Origin of the sequence: Pseudomonas sp. B1(2018) (assembly GCF_003097365.1) — a bacterium.
Classification (GTDB): domain Bacteria; phylum Pseudomonadota; class Gammaproteobacteria; order Pseudomonadales; family Pseudomonadaceae; genus Aquipseudomonas; species Aquipseudomonas laurylsulfatiphila.
This window is the reverse complement of record NZ_PYUK01000005.1, coordinates 36808-54906: the sequence shown is the minus strand read 5'-3', so window position 1 is coordinate 54906 and position 18099 is coordinate 36808. Positions and strand designations below refer to the sequence as shown.

Sequence of the window (18099 nt, the reverse complement as noted above, 5' to 3'; positions counted from 1 at the left end):
CGTGTCTCAGCGTAGCTCAATACCCCAAGGTCCGTAATGCGGTGAGTTGGTTCAGGTTGTAGCCCAATGCACCAGTACTCGGTTTTTTATTGTCGAGCACGACGTTGAGTCGCGTCATGTTGTTGACCACATTGCTGTTGCCCAGCAACCGGGTGTCTTGCAGTAACCCGCCCTGGGCGACTTGTTGCAGGCTTGAGCCCTGGTTGTTGTTGGCGGTGATGGCCACCTGAACGCCGCCGCCGGTCGCGGACACGGCGACACTGCCTGCAGCATTGCTGCCGGTGATGGTTTGGCCGGCTACCAGCGCCTGGCCACGGCTCGGCACTGGCGCAGGGGCCGTGCTGGCCTCTTTGACGTTGATTGCGATCTTGTTGTTTGCACTGTTGCCATCGCCAGCGGCTCGTGTGACCTGGGTGACGCCCTGAGAGGTGCTCAGTCCCGCACCACCCGTTATGTTACCGGTGCCCGGGGCGGTGCCCGAAACGGTGCCTGAGCCGTGGCTCGAACCGGTACCTGAGTTGGGCGAACTGCCTTTACCACTGTGATTGAAGGTTGAAACATAGAACTCGGGCTTGACCGTTTCGGCCTGAAGACGCATCGAGGTGGTCGCCCCGATCAGATCACCACTGGCGTTGCGCCAGGTACTGCTCATGACAACGCCGAAGCTGATGATCCGCCCCGGCATCACATACCGGCCACGCAACTCGGCCAGTTCCTGGTCCTTGATTTCGATGGGTCTGAACTCATCAGCAAAACCTGAAGTGGTCGCTGCCAGACAGGCAGTGACCACCCAATACGAGGTTTTCATTTGCTGCTCCCGGAGCATCCTGCCCCCTGTCATCTTGTTGGCGATTAAAAGAAGTCGCTCTGTATGAAACCGAAATCCATCAATTCAGCATCTTTGACCGGGTTGAAATTATCCATCTTGTTCTTGGCCGTCAGCGGTTCCGGCGGACTGCGTAACGCATTGGCCTTGTCGTAACCGGGACCGATGATAGCGAAGACAATACCGTTCCAGCCTTTGACAAAGTCATCATGGGAGTAGCGTTTGTGACCGAGCACCGGGTCGCCGATGTACACCCAGTTCTTGTCCGCCCGCTGCAACACCACGAAGTGCTTGTAGCCGCGAATGTCCATCAGTACTACCACTGGAATCGTCACGGCATCGAGTCTTTCAGGCGGGATCTTGTAGCCCCGGGCACGCATGCCGATGCTTTCTATGTAGCGCTTCATGTCCAGCATGGAAAAACCCTGGGTACGGACCAGGTCCTGGTCGGCAAAGACCAGCATGCCTTTGATGATGTGCTCTTCATCGACGTCAAGCCAATAGGCCTGGCGCAGTATCGTTGCCAGCGCGGCGGCGCCGCAGCTGAAATCGGTTTTCTGTTCGACGATGTCGCTGAATTTGCGCTCACGCAAACTCTGTACGTGCTTGTACACCAGCACGCCGCCCGGCAGGGCGGCAACCGGCATCTGTGCAGCCTGGGTCAGCCCAGACAGGCACAGCAGGGCGAAAAGGGCCGTCTTACGCATGGGCGATACGCCTTCAGACCGAGGAAAAGCGCCGTCGCCGAGGCTCTTTCATGGCGGTCGCGACTATGGACATGATTTGCAGCCTGCGGCGATCGACAGCGAGTTGCTTTGCTGGTTGCCGACGCCGGACGATACGTTGGCTCCGCCGTTGCCGGAGAAGTTGTTCATCGAGCCCGTGATCGAAGCATTGTTGGTTACAGGAGGTCTCCAGCCCTCTGGCGTCATCACTTGTTGAGTGGTTACGCCGGACAGGCCCAGTACACCTACGGGTACGAACTCAGGCCTGGCGTTGTTGGTGACTTTCAGTCCGGACGTGCTTTGGTTCGCCGCCGCCGCGGCTACTGCTACACGGCCACCCGATACGGCAATCGCCAGGTTGTTTTTCTGTTGGTTGAAGTCGCCGGTGGTGACGTTGATGCCGATGTTGCCGGAACCGCTGTTGCCAGCGTTATTGAGCGTTGTGTTGTTGGTGTTGGAGTGGTTCCTGGCGGTGTTGCCGGTGCTCTTCTGAGTCGCGCTGGAGACGGTGACGGCGGAGCCGAAGATGAAGGCTTCGTCCGCCGTGGCAAGGGCGGCGGCGTTGTCTTGCTGGTTGCCGTTACCGGCTGCAACGTTGGCGCCCATGTTGCCGTTGGAGCTGTTCAGGGAGTTATCGATTTTGCCGTCGTTTTGTGTGCCCCGGTTCACTACCCCGCTGTCACTGCTTTCCTGCGAGTCCAGCACGGCGGCCCCGGCGCCTGAGGTAATCTGCAGAATTTGATCCAGCGACGGGCCATTGGACTGTTGGTTGCTGCCCTGTCCATTGCCCTGCACGGGATCAGCCTGGGCTGCGAATGCCATCACTGCTGCCAGGGCGAAAGCCAGTGGTTTGAGAGCAGTTGTCGGGTTCATGGTGATTCTCCGTGCTCATTGGTAGTTCAAGTGTTGGTACTTCCCCATTCGCGCTGTATCGGGGTCAGTCAGAGACCCGGATACTCAGGGTGTTAGCCATTCGGTTCCCCACCCCGGCACTCTGGTTCACCTGGATCACGCCCCGGCTGCCAGTGAAGGCCTGGTCGCTTGTCACGACCTGGCGACTGCCGATTGGGGTGCCAGTTGCTCCCGAGTTCGGTAGCAACGCCACGTTCTGTTGAGAAAGAGCACTGTCGTCGATGGCTTGCGGTGCAGCGCCGATGCTGATGCGCAGGGCATTGGCCATCTGGTTGTTCGCACCGGCACTCTGGTTGACGCCCAGTACGCCGCTGCCATGACTGAAAGAGGTGCCGCCGATAGTGGCCGTCGCATCCATCGATGCATTGGCGGGCGTGGTGATTCTCTGCCTGACGCTGGTAGTTGCACCGGCTTGGGTACCAATGGCGATCGCGCGGACGTTGGCCTGCTGCTGTTGATCACCCGCCGCCTGGTTGACGCTGAAGTTGCCGCGGTATTGGGTACCGGAGTCCAGGAGGGTGGCGTTGTTCACCGAACTGACGCCCGAATCGGCCATCGCGCTGGTGCCGCCGAGCAGGGCAAGCAACAGGGCAGTCAACAGGGCAGGTAGAAGAAAGGAACGATCCATCTCATTGCCCCCCCGCCATTCTACCCAGTGGGCTGAGGCCGGTGCTCATGGCACGGTTGATGGTTCCTGAAATGGCGCCGCCACTGCCACCACCGTGGCCGACGGACATGCCAGGCAAACCGTTGGGGTTGGTGATGACACTCAGGCCTTGCATGCCGCCCGGGTTTTGCCCGAAGCTGTTATGAGGGGTCGTTCCGGTGGTTACCCCGGCGATATCGGCGTCGCTGAGTTCGCCGGTGACGCGGGCAGAAGGGTTGGCACTGATGGTGGCCGGGTTCGGATCCCTGCCGCCGCCGCGACCGATGAGCGTTGGGTGAACGGTACGATCAAGCACGATGACACCGTTGCCTTCGGCTTGAACGGTGAAACTGAGAACAGTGCCGGCAGTGCTCGCGATCAGCAGAAGGCACATCAAGCCTTTTTTTTTGAATATCTCCACGACATTCATTCCTTCATTTGTAAGCTGGCCCCGGTCAGCTGTTTGAGGAATAGAGCGAAAGCTGTGCCGCCTTTTGAATATCGAGTTGATTCAATGGTTTACAGACTTGGTTCGGGAGCCCTGTGTCGACAGTGTATCAACGGTGAGACAAATCCCGGCGCAGGTAGACCGTAATTGCGGGCCAACCCCTCTGGAACAAAGGTTCTAGCGTTGTTGTAACAACGCCTTAACACCTGCGTTGAGCAAACGAGGAGGAGCGTTGAAATGGGTAGTTTCAGGCAGGGAGAGTGTTTCAGGATCGGACACTTTCCCCCCCTCAGCAGGCGGAAGATGGGTGAATTGCCCCAAACGCCAGTCAGGCGCCGAGCAATCGGGTCACTGCGCTGAGTGCCTGGATTCGGCGTTCTGCCCAATCTCCGTGCAGCACTTGAACCGGTTGTGCGTGGTGTTCAAGCCAGGCCAGGGTCTGCTCGAAAAATACCTGGCGCTGACTCAATCGGGGTTGGCAACGCTGGCCATCATCCGTCCACTCGACGTGCTCCGGTGACAGCAGCAGGTGCAAGTCGTAATGCCGGGCCAGTAGCGCTGGTTCAATCCAGGCGGGGCAATCGCCGAACAGGGTCTGGCTCCAGAGGATATTGCTCAGCAGGTGCGTGTCGAGGATGAGCAAAGGTGGTTGTTGCACCCGCGCCTGGTCTTCCCATGCCAGTTGACCGCGGGCGATGGGCGTAATGTCGGCCAACGTGGTGTCCCGCGGATTCTGCTCGATGAACCGGCGCACGTACTCGTCAACCAGCATCCCGCCGAAACGCTGTTGCAACTCAGCCGCCAGCCAGCTTTTACCGCTGGATTCAGGGCCTGTAAGGACCAGGACTTTCATGCGCGCAATGCCGGATCGGCACGCCATTCGCGCCAGCCCTGTACGGCGATGACGGCGAACAACCCGTACAGGGTGGCGGTCAGGTACAGGCCTTTATAGACGAACAACCCGACGAATATCACATCCAGGGCGATCCACAACGGCCAGCACTGGACACGTTTTTGCGCCATCCAGACCTGCGCTACCAGGCTGAATCCGGTCAGCGCCGCATCAAGCCAGGGTTGTGCAGCGTCGGTCCAGTGGGCCATGGCCGCTCCCAGCAACAGACTGCCGACTGCGCCAATGGCCAGGCTCAACACCACGGTTCGAGCGTCGAGGCGACTGACTTCGCGGCCATGGGACGTGTCCCCGCCCCGTGTCCACTGCCACCAGCCGTAAAGCTGCAAGGCGGCATAGACGACTTGCAGCAGCATGTCGGAATACAGCTTCACCTCAAAAAAGATCCAACTGTAGAGCAGCACCATGACCAGGCCGATAGGCCAGCACCAGGGGTTCTGTTTGACCGTCAGCCAGACGGCAATGACACCGAGGGCGGCGGCAAACAGTTCAAGCCCGGACATGGAGATACCTTGGGGTAATCGAAGAGGGGGCGGATTGTAACCGCCGATCGGACTTGTCTGATAGGATTTCGCCCCCCGCACGGGTAAAGCTGATTCAAGCTGGTTTTTTCACAGGATTTTAACGGTTCTGTGGTGATCCTTGATGCGCGGGACCTCAGCTACGCTGAGCGCAATCAAAGCATTTGAAAAAATATTAACGGGGCATGCCGGCGCGCATAGCCTTTTGGGGGATTGATGGATCTTTGGACCGCCTTTCAGGCATTGATTCTTGGGGTTGTAGAAGGGCTGACCGAGTTCCTGCCCATTTCCAGTACCGGCCACCAGATCATCGTGGCCGACTTGCTCGGCTTCGGGGGCGAGCGGGCGATGGCGTTCAACATCATTATTCAGCTGGGTGCCATCCTGGCGGTGGTGTGGGAGTTTCGACGCAAGATCCTTGACGTGGTCATCGGTCTGCCAACCCAGCCGGGTGCCCGGCGGTTTACCGCAAACCTGTTGATCGCGTTCTTGCCGGCCGTGGTGTTGGGCGTGATCTTCGCCGACCTGATCCACCATTACCTGTTCAATCCGATCACCGTGGCAACCGCGCTGGTCGTGGGCGGGATCATCATGTTGTGGGCCGAGCGCCGCCAGCATGAAGTACACGCCGAATCCGTGGATGACATCACCTGGAAAGATGCCTTGAAAGTCGGCCTGGCCCAATGCCTGGCGATGATTCCGGGCACTTCGCGTTCGGGCTCGACCATCATCGGCGGTTTGCTGTTCGGCCTGTCGCGCAAGACCGCTACCGAGTTCTCGTTCTTCCTGGCGATGCCGACCATGGTCGGCGCAGCGGTGTATTCGGGCTACAAGTACCGTGAGCTGTTTGTCCCGGCGGATTTCCCGGTGTTCGCCATCGGCTTCGTCACGGCGTTCATTTTTGCGATGATTGCGGTCCGCGGGCTGCTCAAGTTCATCGCCAACCATAGCTATGCGGCGTTTGCCTGGTATCGCATTGTGTTCGGCCTGATCATCCTGGCGACCTGGCAGTTCGGCTGGGTCGACTGGAGCGCGGCCAAGCCGTGAGTGACTCGCGCTCGCGCAACAACCCCGGACGCCCGTCCGGGGGACAGATCCGCCATTCACGGTTGAAGTGGCTGTTGTTTGCAGTCCTGTGCGCGTTGCCGCTGTCGGGTTCGCTGTCGTTATGGCTGCACGGGGAGTCGCTGATTCCCCTTGCGGCCTACGGCATCGTCAGCGTCGTGACGTTTTTCCTGTACTGGAGCGACAAGCGCAAGGCGCGCGCCGAACAATGGCGAACGCCGGAGAACGTCCTGCATGCGCTGGAGCTCGCTGGCGGCTGGCCCGGTGCGTTGCTGGCCCAACAGGCATTTCGCCACAAAACCCGCAAAGTCTCGTACCAGTTGGTGTTCTGGATCATTGTGCTCATGCACCAGGTGTTCTGGATCGATCACCTGTTTCTCGGCGCACACCTGTTCGCCTTGTTCTAATAAGGAACGCCCTAAAGCAACAGCCCGACTTGGGTGCGCTTCGGCAGTCTGCTGACCACCAATTGGTGGGAGCGGCGCAGCAATCCCTGTAGTTCTTCGCTGCCGAGCGGGTAGGGCGTTTCCATGATGATCCACTGTGCGCGCGCCAGATAGGGCGCCGGATGAATCCCCGGGCGGTCGCAATGACCGAGAAACAGATCCTTGTCGACCTTGAAGGCCAGGGAGTCACCCCGCAGGCCCTGCAAGGCGAACATCTTGTTCCCGGCAATCGAAAATACCCGTACGCCGCCCCATTTATAGTCTTCCCGCGCTCCCGGCAGGCTAAGGCAGAATTTCGCGACATCCTCTTCGCTCATCCGTCCAGCTTTCATAACAATCGTTCCCCACAGGCATTGAAGGATTCGACCAGGTGATCAATCCAGGCGCGTACCGCCGGCATCACCCCGCGTCGATGAGGATAGACCGCCTGCAGCCAGCCACCGGGCAGCGACCACTCGGGCAACAACTGCACCAGTGAGCCGTTTTCCAGCTCCTGTTCGCAATACATCATGGGCAGCATCGTAAAGCCGATGCCAGAGAGGGTACTGGCCTTGCGCACGATAAAGTCATCGATGCCCAGCCGGGCCTCGAGCGCAAGTTCACAACTCTTGCCCTTTTGATCCAGCAGGCGGATGTGCACCATGCGGTCGGCTTCCAGTGCGCCGAGCACCGGCAGGCTTTTCAGATCTTCGGGGTGATTGATCTCACGTCCCGCGAGGAAACCGGGGCTGGCGACCATCAGCATCTGCGCCTGACGCAGGCGGCGAGTGACCAGCAGCGGGTCTTCGTCGCCCAGTTCCCGCACACGCAGGGCAACGTCAATGCCTTCGTTCACCAGGTCAACTCGCCGGTTAAGCAGCATGACCTCCAGCTGGACCTGCGGAAAGCGTTCGAGAAAGTCACTGATCACCCCCGGTAATATTTCGTGGGCCAACCCGACCGGGCAGGACACCCGCAAACGCCCGCGGGGTTCACTGGACATGCTGGCCACGGCCTCGTCGGCCATTTCCGCTTCCAGCAGCATCGCCTGGCAGTGCCTGAGGTAGCGCTCTCCCACAGCGGTCAGTTTCAGCTGTCGGGTGGTGCGTTGCAGTAAACGTGCACCCAGGCGTTCTTCCAGTTCGGCTATGCGCCGCGACAGTCGGGACTTGGGAATGCCCAGCAAGCGTCCGGCTGCGGCGAATCCCCCGGCTTCCACGACTTTGGCGAAGTAATACAGGTCGTTGAGGTCTTGCATGATGTGAATCCGATTGTTCTATCTGTGAGACGAACTATCGCATTGTTGCCGACTAATCAGCTATTGGTTTCGTCTGTAGGATTAGTCCCATCAGATCGCCCTTGTGGGCGATCCTCACTTGGAGATCCCACATGAAATTGCTGCATATCGATTCGAGCATCCTGGGCGACAACTCGGCTTCCCGTCAGTTGAGCGGAGAAGTCGTCAAGGCCTGGCAAGCCGCCGAGCCGACCGCCGTCGTGACCTACCGCGACCTGGCCGCTGACGCCATCAGCCATTTCTCCTCCACTACCCTGGTCGCCGCCGGCACCACCGCTGAACTGCGCAACGCCGCACAACAGCACGAAGCCGAACTGAGCGCCTCGACCCTGGCCGAATTCCTGGCTGCCGATGCCGTAGTTATCGCTGCACCGATGTACAACTTCACCATCCCGACTCAGTTGAAGGCCTGGATCGATCGCATTGCCGTCGCCGGCCAGACCTTCCGCTACACCGAAGCCGGCCCTGAAGGCCTGTGCGGCGGCAAGAAAGTGGTGATCGTTTCGACTTCCGGCGGCATGCACGCCGGTCAGGCAACCGGAGTTGCCCACGAAGAATATCTGAAGCTGCTGTTCGGTTTCATCGGTATCACCGACATCGAAATCGTTCGCGCCGAAGGCCTGGCTTACGGTGACGACGTACGCAGCAAAGCCATGAGCGCTGCTCACACGCAAATCAGCGAGCAGTTGTTCGCCGCCGCGTAAGGCTTGCGTAAAAGTTCGCAACCGTTCAGGTAAAGCCCAAAAAACTCTGTATTCTGATTACGCAAGTACCAGCTACGGAGTTTTTTGTTTCTGGTCGTTTCAGGATGTGGCCCGACTTATGCAGTCCAGGGTGTACGTCTCAAGTCCGGTAACAAGGTGGGGCATCCCATGGTGCGTCTTTGTGCAACTTTACTGATTTGCCTGCTCAGCAGCTTGAATACAGTGCACGCCGCGCCTGCACCGCATCCGCACTGGAGCGTCGGCTTCCATGAGATGACGTTTCTCGACCCGCTGGACCTGCAGCCGATGCGCGCCATCGCCTTCTATCCTTCCAGTGAATGGGAGCACACCAGCAAACTCGAGGGTTACACCGTCGAAGCCGGGGAGGACACCAAGGTCGCGATAGGTCGGTTCCCGATGCTGATGCTGTCCCACGGTAACACCGGAACCCCCCTGGCCCTGCATGATCTCGCCACCTCGCTGGCACGCAAAGGTTTCGTCGTGGTGGCGGTGATCCACCCCGGTGACAACTCCAGAGACCACAGCCGCCTCGGTACTTTGAGTAACCTGTACGGGCGGCCGATCCAGATTTCCGAAGCCATCACGGCCACCCTGGGCGACCGCATGCTGTCCCCCTTCGTCAATGCCGATCAGGTCGGCGTCATTGGTTATTCGGCCGGTGGCGAGACCGCATTGATTCTGTCCGGCGCCACGCCGGACCTGGATCGCCTGCGCCGTTATTGCCAGGAGCGTCCGGACGACCGCGATGCCTGCAACACTCAGGGTGAATTGATTGTCGATCGCGACGACCTGCAGCCGGTGGCGGACCCACGCGTGCACGCCTTGATGCTGATGGCGCCGCTGAGCCTGAAGTTCGGTCGCCACACCCTGGCCGATGTGCACGTGCCGGTGCTGCTTTACAGCGGCGATGGCGACAAGCTGGTAGCGGTCGACAAGAACGCCGCGGCACTGGCGCGCAAGTTGCCGACGGCGCCTGACTTCAAGTTACTGGCGGGAGCAGGGCACTTCGTCTTCATGGCGCCGTGCAATGACGAGCAGATCGCGATCATGCCTGCGCTGTGTACCGATGCCGATGGCGTCGATCGGCAGGACATTCACCGCAATCTGATCTCTGAAGCCGGGAGCTTCTTCTCGCGCACCCTGGGCCGGGCGACCCGGGCGGGGATGCAGACCGCCGATCAATAGATTTCATTGTAGGAGCTGCCGCAGGCTGCGATCTTTTGATCTTGAAGTCAAAAGATCGCAGCCTGCGGCAGCTCCTACAGAGGTTCAAGCCATGGCGCGGTGTTTCAATAGCAGAGTCAGTCCCAGACCGGTTACCGACAACAACGCCGCACTGAAGAATATCCACGAATACCCCAAGTTCAATGCAATCGCGCCCATCAGCGGGCCGGCAATCGCCAGCGCCAGGTCGAAAAACACCGCATAGGCACTCAAGCCTGCGCCCCGGCTGGAATTGGGCACCTGTTTGATGGCCTCGACGCCCAGCGCCGGGTACACCAGTGACAGACCGAAGCCGGTCAGGCCGGCGCCAATCAACGCATACCCGGTCGACTGCGCCAGCCACAGCAGCACCAGACCCACCGTCTCGATGCACATGCAGGCAATGGCGGAGGTAAACCCGCCGAACCGGTTGATGGCGGAAATGAACAGCAGCCGCGACAGAATGAAACAGACCCCGAACACGGTCAGGCAATAGGCGGCACCGGTCCAGCCGCGGTTGACGTAATACAAGGTGATAAAGGTCGTCAGGGTGCCGTAGCCGATGGACGCCAGGCTCAGGCTCGCGCCAAACGGCGCAATGCGTCCGAACACCGCCCAAAACGGCAGGCGTTCACCGCGTACCACTGGCACCGATGGCTTGTTGCGAATCAGCAACAGTGCAGCCAGGGCCAGCAGCGCCAGGGCGATGCCCAGGCTGGCGAAACCGAGTTGTTGCACCATGACCACGCCCAGCGGCGCCCCAATGGCAATCGCACCATAGGAGGCGATGCCATTCCAGGAAATCGACCGCGCGGTGTGCTCGGCGCCCACCTGGCCCATGCACCAACTGATGGTGCCGACGCCGATCAAGCCTTGGGCAATGCCCAGCAACAAGCGCCCGGCGATCAGGATCAGCAGGCTGAGCAGCGGAAAACCTTGCAACAGGGTCGACAGCAGCGTCAGCAGGCCACTGAGCACAATCCCGGACAAGCCATAGATGATCGCCCGCTTGGTGCCGACGCTGTCCGACATGCGCCCGGCCATGGGGCGGCTGAGCAGGGTGGCGAGGTATTGCGAGCCGATGGTCAGCCCGGCCACGATGGCGCTGAACCCCAGTTGTTCGTGGACATAACCCGGCAATACCGCAATCGGCAAACCGATGCAGAGGAAGGCAATAAAGGTGTAGAACACGATGGAGACGATCTGCAGGGTGATCGCCATTGAGCTTTGCGGGGGCACTTGCTGCACAGACATGAAGGCTCGTTCGCGGGCGGCGGTGGGAGAACTGCATCATGGCGCGGCGGTGGGATAAAAGGAAGCAGGCTAACGATTAAAAGATCGCAGCCTGCGGCAGCTCCTGCATTTGACGGCGTACACCCTGTAGGAGCTGCCGAAGGCTGCGATCTCTTGATCTTCAAAAACAAAAAGCCCCGTCACAAAGGACAGGGCTTTTCACTTACAGCTAAAGGCTTTTGGTAGCCCTTAGAACACCACACCCTGACTGCGCAGGTAATCATCATAGGTGCCGCTGAAGTCGGTCACGCCGTTCGGGCTCAACTCAATGATGCGGGTGGCCAGGGACGATACGAACTCACGGTCGTGGCTGACGAAGATCAGCGTGCCCGGGTAGTTTTCCAGCGCCAGGTTCAGCGCCTCGATGGATTCCATGTCCAGGTGGTTGGTCGGTTCGTCCATCACCAGAACGTTCGGCTTTTGCAGGATCAGCTTGCCGAACAGCATGCGGCCTTGCTCACCACCGGAAATGACCTTGACCGACTTGAGGATCTCGTCGTTGGAGAACAGCATGCGACCCAGAGTGCCGCGAATGATCTGCTCGCCCTGGGTCCACTGGCCCATCCAGTCGAACAGGCTGACGTCGTCTTCGAAGTCATGGGCGTGATCCTGGGCGTAGTAGCCCAGTTCCGCGCTTTCGGTCCATTTCACGGAACCGGCGTCCGGGGTCAGCTCGCCCATCAAGGTACGCAGCAGGGTGGTCTTGCCGATACCGTTCGGGCCGATGATCGCCACGCGTTCGCCGGCTTCGACGGTGAAGCTGAAGTTCTTGAACAGGGTCTTGCCGTCGAAGCCCTTGGACATCTGCTCGATGGTCACGGCCTGGCGGTGCAGTTTCTTGGTCTGTTCGAAGCGGATGAACGGGCTCACGCGGCTCGATGGCTTGACTTCGGCCAGCTGGATCTTGTCGATCTGCTTGGCGCGGGAAGTGGCCTGCTTGGCTTTCGAGGCGTTGGCCGAGAAGCGGCTGACGAACGTTTGCAGTTCGGCGATCTGCGCTTTCTTCTTGGCGTTGTCCGACAGCAGTTGCTCGCGGGACTGGGTCGCCGCGGTCATGTACTCGTCGTAGTTGCCCGGGAACAGGCGCAGCTCGCCATAGTCCAGGTCGGCCATGTGGGTGCAGACGCTGTTGAGGAAGTGACGGTCGTGGGAAATGATGATCATGGTGCTGTTACGCACGGTGAGAATCGATTCCAGCCAGCGAATGGTGTTGATGTCCAGGTGGTTGGTCGGTTCGTCGAGCAACAGCACTTCCGGATCGGAGAACAGCGCCTGGGCCAGCAATACGCGCAGCTTCCAGCCCGGAGCGACTTCAGACATCGGACCAAAATGCTGTTCCAGGGGAATACCCAGGCCCAGCAGCAGTTCACCGGCGCGGGATTCGGCGGTGTAGCCGTCCATTTCGGCGAATTCGGTTTCCAGTTCGGCCACGGCCATGCCGTCTTCTTCGCTCATTTCCGGCAGCGAATAGATGCGGTCGCGCTCGGCCTTGACCTTCCACAGCTCTTCGTGACCCATGATCACGGTGTCGATCACGGTGAATTCTTCGTAGGCGAACTGATCCTGGCGCAATTTACCCAGGCGCACGTTCGGCTCCAGCATGACCTGGCCGCCGGACGGCTCGAGGTCGCCGCCGAGGATCTTCATGAAGGTCGACTTGCCGCAACCGTTGGCGCCGATCAGGCCGTAACGGTTGCCACCGTTGAACTTGACCGAAACGTTTTCGAAGAGCGGCTTGGCGCCGAACTGCATCGTGATGTTAGCTGTAGAAATCAAAGGTTTTTCCTGCGAAGCATTCAGAGTAGCTAGGGTTGCGGCAGTACCGGTTCAGTACCCGTTTCCACTGTCCGGACTGCGGGACATTCATCCCGGTCGGCAGTGGAAGTTCCATCTGGCATTAAGTGGACAGCAGCATGTGGTGCGCCTGGCCCGAGTCGACGTGCGCTGAAAGGGGGATTTCCCGCTTTCAACCTGGGGGCGCGTAAAGTTTGGCGGCGATTGTACTGGTCTGGCTCTTTAAACGATAGGGCGTTGAGGCCGCAGTGACGTTTCGGCGGATTTTGTAGACAGATTTTCACAGTTACAGGTTAACTATTGGTTACAAACTGTGGCTAAAATGCCATCCGTCGGCTGAGCGCCGATCGTCGGAGCAGCTCGATGGCGCTACGGGGCCGCTGTTTCGTTTTCAGCCGCTGCACAAGACCCGGGGACCGGCACGCCGGTACAGGGCGCAGTTTGTTTTCTTCTGACGTGTGACGATTTCCGTGAAACTGATCATTGCCGTTATCTACGTTGTCTCTATTGCGTATGTTCACCTGCGTGGCCAAGTGCGCCATAAGCTGGGCCGCCAGTTGAGTGATCACTCGACGTTTCTGGCGCCGATCAATTGCTTTCTTTATCTGTTTTCGAAAATCCCCAACAGACCCTATCTCGACCCGGCCGACTTCCCCGACCTGCGTCCGCTGCAGGCGCACTGGGAAGAAATTCGCGCCGAAGGCCAGAATTTGCTCCGGGCCGGCGAGATCAAGCGTTCGAACCAATTCGATGACGTCGGTTTCAACTCGTTTTTCAAGACCGGCTGGAAACGCTTCTATCTCAAGTGGTATGGCGACAGCCATCCATCGGCCATGAAGCTCTGTCCGCGCACCACCGAGCTGGTGCAGGGCATTGGTTCGATCAAGGCGGCAATGTTCGCCGAGTTGCCACCGGGATCCAGACTGGTGCGCCACCGCGACCCGTATGCCGGTTCGTACCGTTATCACCTGGGTCTGGAAACCCCCAACGCCGAGGGTTGCTACATCAATGTCGATGGCCAGGACTACCATTGGCGCGATGGCGAAGCGGTGATGTTCGATGAGACCTACATTCATTACGCGGAAAACACCACGCAGCAGAACCGCATCATTTTGTTCTGCGACGTCGAGCGGCCGATGAAATACAGGTGGGCAGCGGCATTCAATCGCTGGTTCAGTCGCCATGTCATGTCGGCGGCGGGTGCGCCCAACGAGGCGGGCGACAGGACCGGCGGTCTCAACCGCCTGTTCGGCAAGATCTACAAGGTTCGCCTGCACGGTAAGCAACTGAAAAAACGCAACCGCAAGCTTTACTACCTCGAAAAGTGGTCGATCTTCGCCGGGTTGCTGGTGGTCATCATTCTGATCTGATTGTTTCGTTCAGGCGCAACACACCTTCGCGAACGGTGTAAGGCACGATCTGCCTTACTGCGAAAATCCTGTGGGAGCGGGCTTGCTCCGGGCGGCGTTCCGACGAAGGGGCCGGAACATCCAGCGCATCACTTGCTGACTTTCTTCTTCGCGGCCGGTTTGCTGCTCGCTTTCGGCTTTGCCGTTGTACCCTTGCTGCCCAGGCTACGCTTGAGCAACTCGGTCAGGTCAATGACATCCGCCGTTTTACGTAGCTCTTCACCCGAGGCTGTCTCGACGTCTTCGATCTTGCCTTCATGGGCCTTCTTGTCCACCAGGGCCATGATCTTGTCCTCGAAACCATCCCGATAGTCTTGCGGCGTCCACTGGGCGCTCATGTCCTCCACCAGGCGCCTGGCCATGTCCAGTTCGCCCTTGGCCAGTTCCGGCCGGGTCACTTCGCTGCCCAGCGCCAACTCATCGAGGCTTCGGACTTCCGCCGGCCAGCGCAGCATCACCAGCACCAGCGCAGACTCCAGCGGCATCAGCGCGGCCAGGTGCTGGCGGGTATGCAGTACCACATGGGCGAGGGCGACCTTGCCGGTTTTGCTCAGGGTTTCGCGCAGCAGCGCATAGACCTTGCCGCCGCGCTTGTCGGGCGCCAGGTAGTAAGGCGTGTCGATGTTCTGCAAGGGAATCTGCTCGCCGTCGACAAAGGAAAAAATGTCGATGGTCTGGGTCGACAGCGGGTGCGCGCTGCGGATCTCCTCCTCACTGAGCACCACGTACCGGCCCTTTTCGTATTGCACGCCCTTGACGATATGCTCCTTGGTAACTTCCTTGCCCGTGACCTTGTTGACACGCTTATAGCCCACCGGGTCCATGCTGCGGCTGTCGAGCCAGTCGAAATCGACGCCCTGGGAGGACGTTGCCGAGACCAGCGCCACGGGGATATGCACCAGTCCGAAGCTGATTGCGCCTTTCCAGATTGCCCGTGCCATGGTCGTCTACTCGCGAGTGATGTTCAGGTGACCTGCGGCCTCGAGCAAAAGTTTCCGTGGTCTGCGTGACGGTCCCGTCAGCCGGATTGACGTCGTATTGCATCTTCCGGGGCGGTTTTGGTTAACAAATCCGAACCCTGGGCGTAGCGTGGTATCGAAGTCCTTATCCACGTGACGCAGCGAGGCCCTCCCATGAACCGATACGTGTCTGGCGTCGTTGCGCTGGCCTTGAGTGCCATGCTGGCCCCACAGGTCGAGGCCGACACCTCTGCTTCGTTGCGCGTGGCCCAGAACCTGCCGGGCAGTACCAACAACAATCCTTACAGCAGCCCGATCAACCGGGCCAACCCCAACAGCATGCAAGGCACCCGACCCAGTGCCCCGGCCATTCGCGGGCCCAATACCGTGCCGGTCCCGCGCCCGCCGACACTGGACAACGGCGGCATCGGAAATCGCTATCCCGAGCGGAGCACTCCCGCCAGCCCGCCGACATTCATTCCCAATCCTGCGCCACGGGACGCCGGTACCGGCAACCGTTGAGTGGCCGGCATGACGGGTGGCCACTATTTTTTCAGACCTCATGGTCATCAGAAGAGGAGTCTGCATGTTGCGCAAAAACCCATTGGCGATCCTCTGTGTCAGCGTATTGATCACAGCCACTGTCCCTGTGCTTGCCGCGCCCACCCAGACCATGAAAAGCGAAGAGGGCACACTCGAGGTGACCACCGTCGTGACGGGGCTGGAGCACCCCTGGGCGCTGGCATTCCTGCCTGATGGTAAAAGCATGCTGGTCACCGAGCGGCCCGGCAACCTGCGGCTGGTCACCGCCGACGGCAAGCTGTCGGCACCGCTCAATGGCGTGCCCACGGTCTGGGCCAAGGCCCAGGGCGGCTTGCTCGACGTGGCGCTGTCACCCGATTTCAAACAGGACCGGATGGTCTATCTGTCCTATGCCGAAGGGGGTGGCGAGAATAACAAGGCCGGTACTGCGGTGGGGCGCGGTCGGCTCTCCGACGACCTGACGGCGATCAAGGATTTCCAGGTGATCCTGCGCCAGGAACCCAAACTCTCGGAAGGCAACCATTTTGGTTCGCGAATGGTGTTCGATCGCGACGGCTATCTGTTCGTGACGCTGGGGGAAAACAACGAGCGCGCGACCGCCCAGGATCTCGACAAGTTGCAAGGCAAGGTGGTGCGAGTCTACCCGGACGGCACGGTGCCCAAGGACAACCCCTTTGTCGGTCAGGCCAACGTGCGCCCGGAAATCTGGTCCTACGGCCAGCGCAACCCACAAGGCGCGGCGCTCAACCCGTGGAACGGCACGCTGTGGGAAAACGAACATGGCCCGCTGGGCGGCGATGAAATCAACATCATCGAGCGTGGCAGGAACTACGGCTGGCCACTGGCGACCCATGGCATCAACTACTCCGGTAAACCGATTCCCGAAGCCAGGGGGGAAACCGTTGAAGGTACCGTTGCCCCGAACCATGTCTGGCAAAAGTCCCCGGGCCTGAGCGGCATGGCGTTCTACGATGCCGATCGGTTCAAGGCCTGGCAAGGCAACGTGTTCATCGGCGCGCTGGTCAGCCAGGAGCTGATCCGCCTCGAGTTCGATGGCGACAAGGTGGTGCACGAGGAGCGCTTGCTCGGGCCGTTGAGAAAGCGCATTCGCGATGTGCGGCAGGGGCCGGATGGGTATTTGTATGTGTTGACCGATGAAGAGGATGGTGAGTTGTATAAAGTCGGATTGAAGTGAGGCCCACACGCCGCCTTCGCGAGCAAGCCCGCTCCCACAGGGGAATGCATTTCAAGTGTGGGAGCGCGAAGGCGGTGTGAGAACCAGCGACTACTTCTGTCCATACACAATCACAGCTGCCCTCAATTTGTCCCGGCCAAAGCTGCACATCTTCTCGAACTCCCCATGGCTGACCGGCAGGTGCTGGCAGTCCATGGCCTGGCGATGCTGACTGTGGTCCACATCGGGATCATGCAGATAGACAAATTCTTCATCGCAATCGGTCACTATCACCCAGTGCGGCGATTTGGAGCGGGTCAGGCGATAGCTGCTGATCAGCACCAAGGGTTGCCCGCCATGCTCCAGCAGTTGCGCAAGATCCAGTGGCCCGCCGATCTCGCACACGACGTCGCTGGCAAGCAGCTGTTCGGTGAACGCTTCGTGCACCAGGCGCATTACGTCTTTTTTATGCTCATCGCGCACCCCGTCAAGGAACAACGGCCCGACCTTGCTCAGTTGCAGGCGCACCCGAAAGTCGCGGCGCCAGGCCGCCAATGCCAGGCCTTGCGGGCTGCAACCGCCATGGCCGGCGGTCATGAACACGGTGGTTGCCTCGCGCCAGATTTGCAGTTCTTCACGTCGCTCCAGCAAACGCCCCGGCTGCAACGCGCCCATGGCCATGAGCAGGCAGGCCGGACCGCAGGTGAAATCGGTGGTCTGCGGGTAGTAGGGCACTTGAATGTTGCGTGATTCGCGATGCTGGAGGATGCGTTTTTCCAGGCGCAACGCATCGGCGTGGTCCTGATAGTAGTCGTGGATCAGGGCAAAACGCCGGTACCCGTTACGTTCATACAGGGCAATCGCCGCCGGATTGTCGAGACGCACCTCCAGACGCAAATAGGCGCAGTCGTGTTCCAAGGCAATGGCTTCGGTGCGATCGAGCAGTTGCTTGCCCAAGCCATTGCCCCGCGCCTGGGCCGCGATGGCGATCGAATAGAGACGCGCCAGCGACGTACCTCGATGGAAAAGCACCAGGGCGTAACCCAGCAACTGCTCGCCGCGCTGGGCCACGAGCAGTTGCCCATTGGCGCGGCTGATCATCCATTGAAAGCTGCGACTGTTGAGCCGGTCGGTGGTAAAGCATTGCTCTTCAAGTTGCAGCAGTGCGGGTAAGTCCTCTATTACCGCCAAACGAAAAACTGTATTCATAATGACCGCCGTAAA

General features: G+C 59.8%; 20 protein-coding genes. 7 read left to right on the top strand and 13 right to left on the bottom strand.

Translation table 11 applies throughout. From position 1 onward, the window contains the following. Nucleotides 1-16: 16 nt before the first annotated feature. From C9422_RS09250 to pnuC, 7 genes are all read right to left on the bottom strand, one after another. On the bottom strand, nt 17-826 hold the full coding sequence (locus C9422_RS09250) for a hypothetical protein (protein WP_116580425.1): 810 nt from the start codon (nt 824-826) through the stop codon (nt 17-19). Between the two features lie 26 nt (nt 827-852). Beyond that, nucleotides 853-1533 (bottom strand): C39 family peptidase, encoded by a 681-nt coding sequence (locus C9422_RS09245; RefSeq protein ID WP_116580424.1) that lies wholly within the window; start codon nt 1531-1533, stop codon nt 853-855. A gap of 63 nt (nt 1534-1596) precedes the next feature. Beyond that, nucleotides 1597-2424, bottom strand: coding sequence for a hypothetical protein (locus C9422_RS09240; RefSeq protein ID WP_007970056.1), 828 nt, complete (start codon nt 2422-2424; stop codon nt 1597-1599). A 64-nt stretch (nt 2425-2488) separates the two neighbouring features. Next, on the bottom strand, nt 2489-3091 hold the full coding sequence (locus C9422_RS09235) for an adhesin (RefSeq protein ID WP_116580423.1): 603 nt from the start codon (nt 3089-3091) through the stop codon (nt 2489-2491). 1 nt (nt 3092) lies between these two features. Next, nucleotides 3093-3539, bottom strand: coding sequence for a hypothetical protein (locus C9422_RS09230; RefSeq protein ID WP_116580422.1), 447 nt, complete (start codon nt 3537-3539; stop codon nt 3093-3095). A 346-nt stretch (nt 3540-3885) separates the two neighbouring features. Then, the gene (locus C9422_RS09225) at nt 3886-4410 is read right to left on the bottom strand and encodes an AAA family ATPase (RefSeq protein WP_116580421.1); all 525 of its coding nucleotides are present in this window, start codon (nt 4408-4410) and stop codon (nt 3886-3888) included. Beyond that, complete coding sequence (gene pnuC / locus C9422_RS09220; RefSeq protein ID WP_116580420.1) at nt 4407-4970, bottom strand: nicotinamide riboside transporter PnuC; 564 nt, start codon at nt 4968-4970, stop codon at nt 4407-4409. The genes C9422_RS09225 and pnuC overlap by 4 nt, the downstream gene beginning before the upstream one ends. 234 nt (nt 4971-5204) lie before the next feature. On the opposite strand from pnuC, the gene C9422_RS09215 reads away from it, so the two are divergent. Together C9422_RS09215 and C9422_RS09210 are read left to right on the top strand one after the other, a co-directional pair. Continuing rightward, the gene (locus C9422_RS09215) at nt 5205-6035 is read left to right on the top strand and encodes an undecaprenyl-diphosphate phosphatase (protein WP_116580419.1); all 831 of its coding nucleotides are present in this window, start codon (nt 5205-5207) and stop codon (nt 6033-6035) included. Continuing rightward, nucleotides 6032-6460: a DUF1294 domain-containing protein gene (locus C9422_RS09210; RefSeq protein ID WP_116580418.1), complete on the top strand. Its 429-nt coding sequence runs from the start codon at nt 6032-6034 to the stop codon at nt 6458-6460. Before C9422_RS09215 ends, C9422_RS09210 begins: the two co-directional genes overlap by 4 nt. 11 nt (nt 6461-6471) lie before the next feature. On the opposite strand, the gene C9422_RS09205 is transcribed toward C9422_RS09210, so the two are convergent. Continuing rightward, nucleotides 6472-6831 carry an MmcQ/YjbR family DNA-binding protein gene (locus C9422_RS09205; protein ID WP_116580417.1) on the bottom strand — a complete coding sequence of 120 codons (360 nt, stop codon included), beginning with the start codon at nt 6829-6831 and terminating at the stop codon, nt 6472-6474. Continuing rightward, nucleotides 6828-7736, bottom strand: a complete 909-nt coding sequence (locus tag C9422_RS09200; protein WP_116580416.1) for a LysR substrate-binding domain-containing protein — start codon at nt 7734-7736, stop codon at nt 6828-6830. The genes C9422_RS09205 and C9422_RS09200 overlap by 4 nt, the downstream gene beginning before the upstream one ends. Before the next feature lie 131 nt (nt 7737-7867). Here C9422_RS09200 and C9422_RS09195 point away from each other — a divergent pair, with 131 nt between their 5' ends. Together C9422_RS09195 and C9422_RS09190 are read left to right on the top strand one after the other, a co-directional pair. Beyond that, on the top strand, nt 7868-8479 hold the full coding sequence (locus C9422_RS09195) for an FMN-dependent NADH-azoreductase (protein WP_102700745.1): 612 nt from the start codon (nt 7868-7870) through the stop codon (nt 8477-8479). 168 nt (nt 8480-8647) lie between these two features. Then, nucleotides 8648-9685: a dienelactone hydrolase gene (locus tag C9422_RS09190; protein WP_116580415.1), complete on the top strand. Its 1038-nt coding sequence runs from the start codon at nt 8648-8650 to the stop codon at nt 9683-9685. A gap of 84 nt (nt 9686-9769) precedes the next feature. Here the strand turns inward: C9422_RS09190 and C9422_RS09185 are convergent, their stop codons facing one another. Further along, the gene (locus tag C9422_RS09185) at nt 9770-10957 is read right to left on the bottom strand and encodes an MFS transporter (protein WP_116580414.1); all 1188 of its coding nucleotides are present in this window, start codon (nt 10955-10957) and stop codon (nt 9770-9772) included. Between the two features lie 228 nt (nt 10958-11185). After that, nucleotides 11186-12772 carry an ABC-F family ATPase gene (locus tag C9422_RS09180; protein WP_033044478.1) on the bottom strand — a complete coding sequence of 529 codons (1587 nt, stop codon included), beginning with the start codon at nt 12770-12772 and terminating at the stop codon, nt 11186-11188. Between the two features lie 488 nt (nt 12773-13260). On the opposite strand from C9422_RS09180, the gene lpxO reads away from it, so the two are divergent. Continuing rightward, complete coding sequence (gene lpxO, locus C9422_RS09175) at nt 13261-14160, top strand: lipid A hydroxylase LpxO (protein WP_116580413.1); 900 nt, start codon at nt 13261-13263, stop codon at nt 14158-14160. 128 nt (nt 14161-14288) lie between these two features. Here lpxO and C9422_RS09170 read toward each other — a convergent pair whose 3' ends face one another. Further along, nucleotides 14289-15140 (bottom strand): Ku protein, encoded by an 852-nt coding sequence (locus C9422_RS09170; protein ID WP_116580412.1) that lies wholly within the window; start codon nt 15138-15140, stop codon nt 14289-14291. Nucleotides 15141-15332: 192 nt separating this feature from the next. Between C9422_RS09170 and C9422_RS09165 the strand changes: the two genes are divergently transcribed. Next, nucleotides 15333-15680: a hypothetical protein gene (locus tag C9422_RS09165; protein ID WP_116580411.1), complete on the top strand. Its 348-nt coding sequence runs from the start codon at nt 15333-15335 to the stop codon at nt 15678-15680. 64 nt (nt 15681-15744) lie between these two features. Then, nucleotides 15745-16896 carry a PQQ-dependent sugar dehydrogenase gene (locus C9422_RS09160; RefSeq protein WP_116580410.1) on the top strand — a complete coding sequence of 384 codons (1152 nt, stop codon included), beginning with the start codon at nt 15745-15747 and terminating at the stop codon, nt 16894-16896. Nucleotides 16897-16986: 90 nt separating this feature from the next. On the opposite strand, the gene C9422_RS09155 is transcribed toward C9422_RS09160, so the two are convergent. Beyond that, nucleotides 16987-18084: a GNAT family N-acetyltransferase/peptidase C39 family protein gene (locus tag C9422_RS09155; RefSeq protein WP_116580409.1), complete on the bottom strand. Its 1098-nt coding sequence runs from the start codon at nt 18082-18084 to the stop codon at nt 16987-16989. Nucleotides 18085-18099: the final 15 nt, after the last annotated feature.

Excerpts from the sequence above, each read along its gene's own strand:
- C9422_RS09250 (WP_116580425.1), bottom strand. The coding sequence starts at position 826 with ATGCTCCGGGAGCAGCAAATGAAAACCTCGTATTGGGTGGTCACTGCC.
- C9422_RS09245 (WP_116580424.1), bottom strand. The coding sequence starts at position 1,533 with ATGCGTAAGACGGCCCTTTTCGCCCTGCTGTGCCTGTCTGGGCTGACC.
- C9422_RS09240 (WP_007970056.1), bottom strand. The coding sequence starts at position 2,424 with ATGAACCCGACAACTGCTCTCAAACCACTGGCTTTCGCCCTGGCAGCA.
- C9422_RS09235 (WP_116580423.1), bottom strand. The coding sequence starts at position 3,091 with ATGGATCGTTCCTTTCTTCTACCTGCCCTGTTGACTGCCCTGTTGCTT.
- C9422_RS09230 (WP_116580422.1), bottom strand. The coding sequence starts at position 3,539 with ATGAATGTCGTGGAGATATTCAAAAAAAAAGGCTTGATGTGCCTTCTG.
- C9422_RS09225 (WP_116580421.1), bottom strand. The coding sequence starts at position 4,410 with ATGAAAGTCCTGGTCCTTACAGGCCCTGAATCCAGCGGTAAAAGCTGG.
- pnuC (WP_116580420.1), bottom strand. The coding sequence starts at position 4,970 with ATGTCCGGGCTTGAACTGTTTGCCGCCGCCCTCGGTGTCATTGCCGTC.
- C9422_RS09215 (WP_116580419.1), top strand. The coding sequence starts at position 5,205 with ATGGATCTTTGGACCGCCTTTCAGGCATTGATTCTTGGGGTTGTAGAA.
- C9422_RS09205 (WP_116580417.1), bottom strand. The coding sequence starts at position 6,831 with ATGAAAGCTGGACGGATGAGCGAAGAGGATGTCGCGAAATTCTGCCTT.
- C9422_RS09200 (WP_116580416.1), bottom strand. The coding sequence starts at position 7,736 with ATGCAAGACCTCAACGACCTGTATTACTTCGCCAAAGTCGTGGAAGCC.
- C9422_RS09195 (WP_102700745.1), top strand. The coding sequence starts at position 7,868 with ATGAAATTGCTGCATATCGATTCGAGCATCCTGGGCGACAACTCGGCT.
- C9422_RS09190 (WP_116580415.1), top strand. The coding sequence starts at position 8,648 with ATGGTGCGTCTTTGTGCAACTTTACTGATTTGCCTGCTCAGCAGCTTG.
- C9422_RS09185 (WP_116580414.1), bottom strand. The coding sequence starts at position 10,957 with ATGTCTGTGCAGCAAGTGCCCCCGCAAAGCTCAATGGCGATCACCCTG.
- C9422_RS09170 (WP_116580412.1), bottom strand. The coding sequence starts at position 15,140 with ATGGCACGGGCAATCTGGAAAGGCGCAATCAGCTTCGGACTGGTGCAT.
- C9422_RS09165 (WP_116580411.1), top strand. The coding sequence starts at position 15,333 with ATGAACCGATACGTGTCTGGCGTCGTTGCGCTGGCCTTGAGTGCCATG.
- C9422_RS09160 (WP_116580410.1), top strand. The coding sequence starts at position 15,745 with ATGTTGCGCAAAAACCCATTGGCGATCCTCTGTGTCAGCGTATTGATC.
- C9422_RS09155 (WP_116580409.1), bottom strand. The coding sequence starts at position 18,084 with ATGAATACAGTTTTTCGTTTGGCGGTAATAGAGGACTTACCCGCACTG.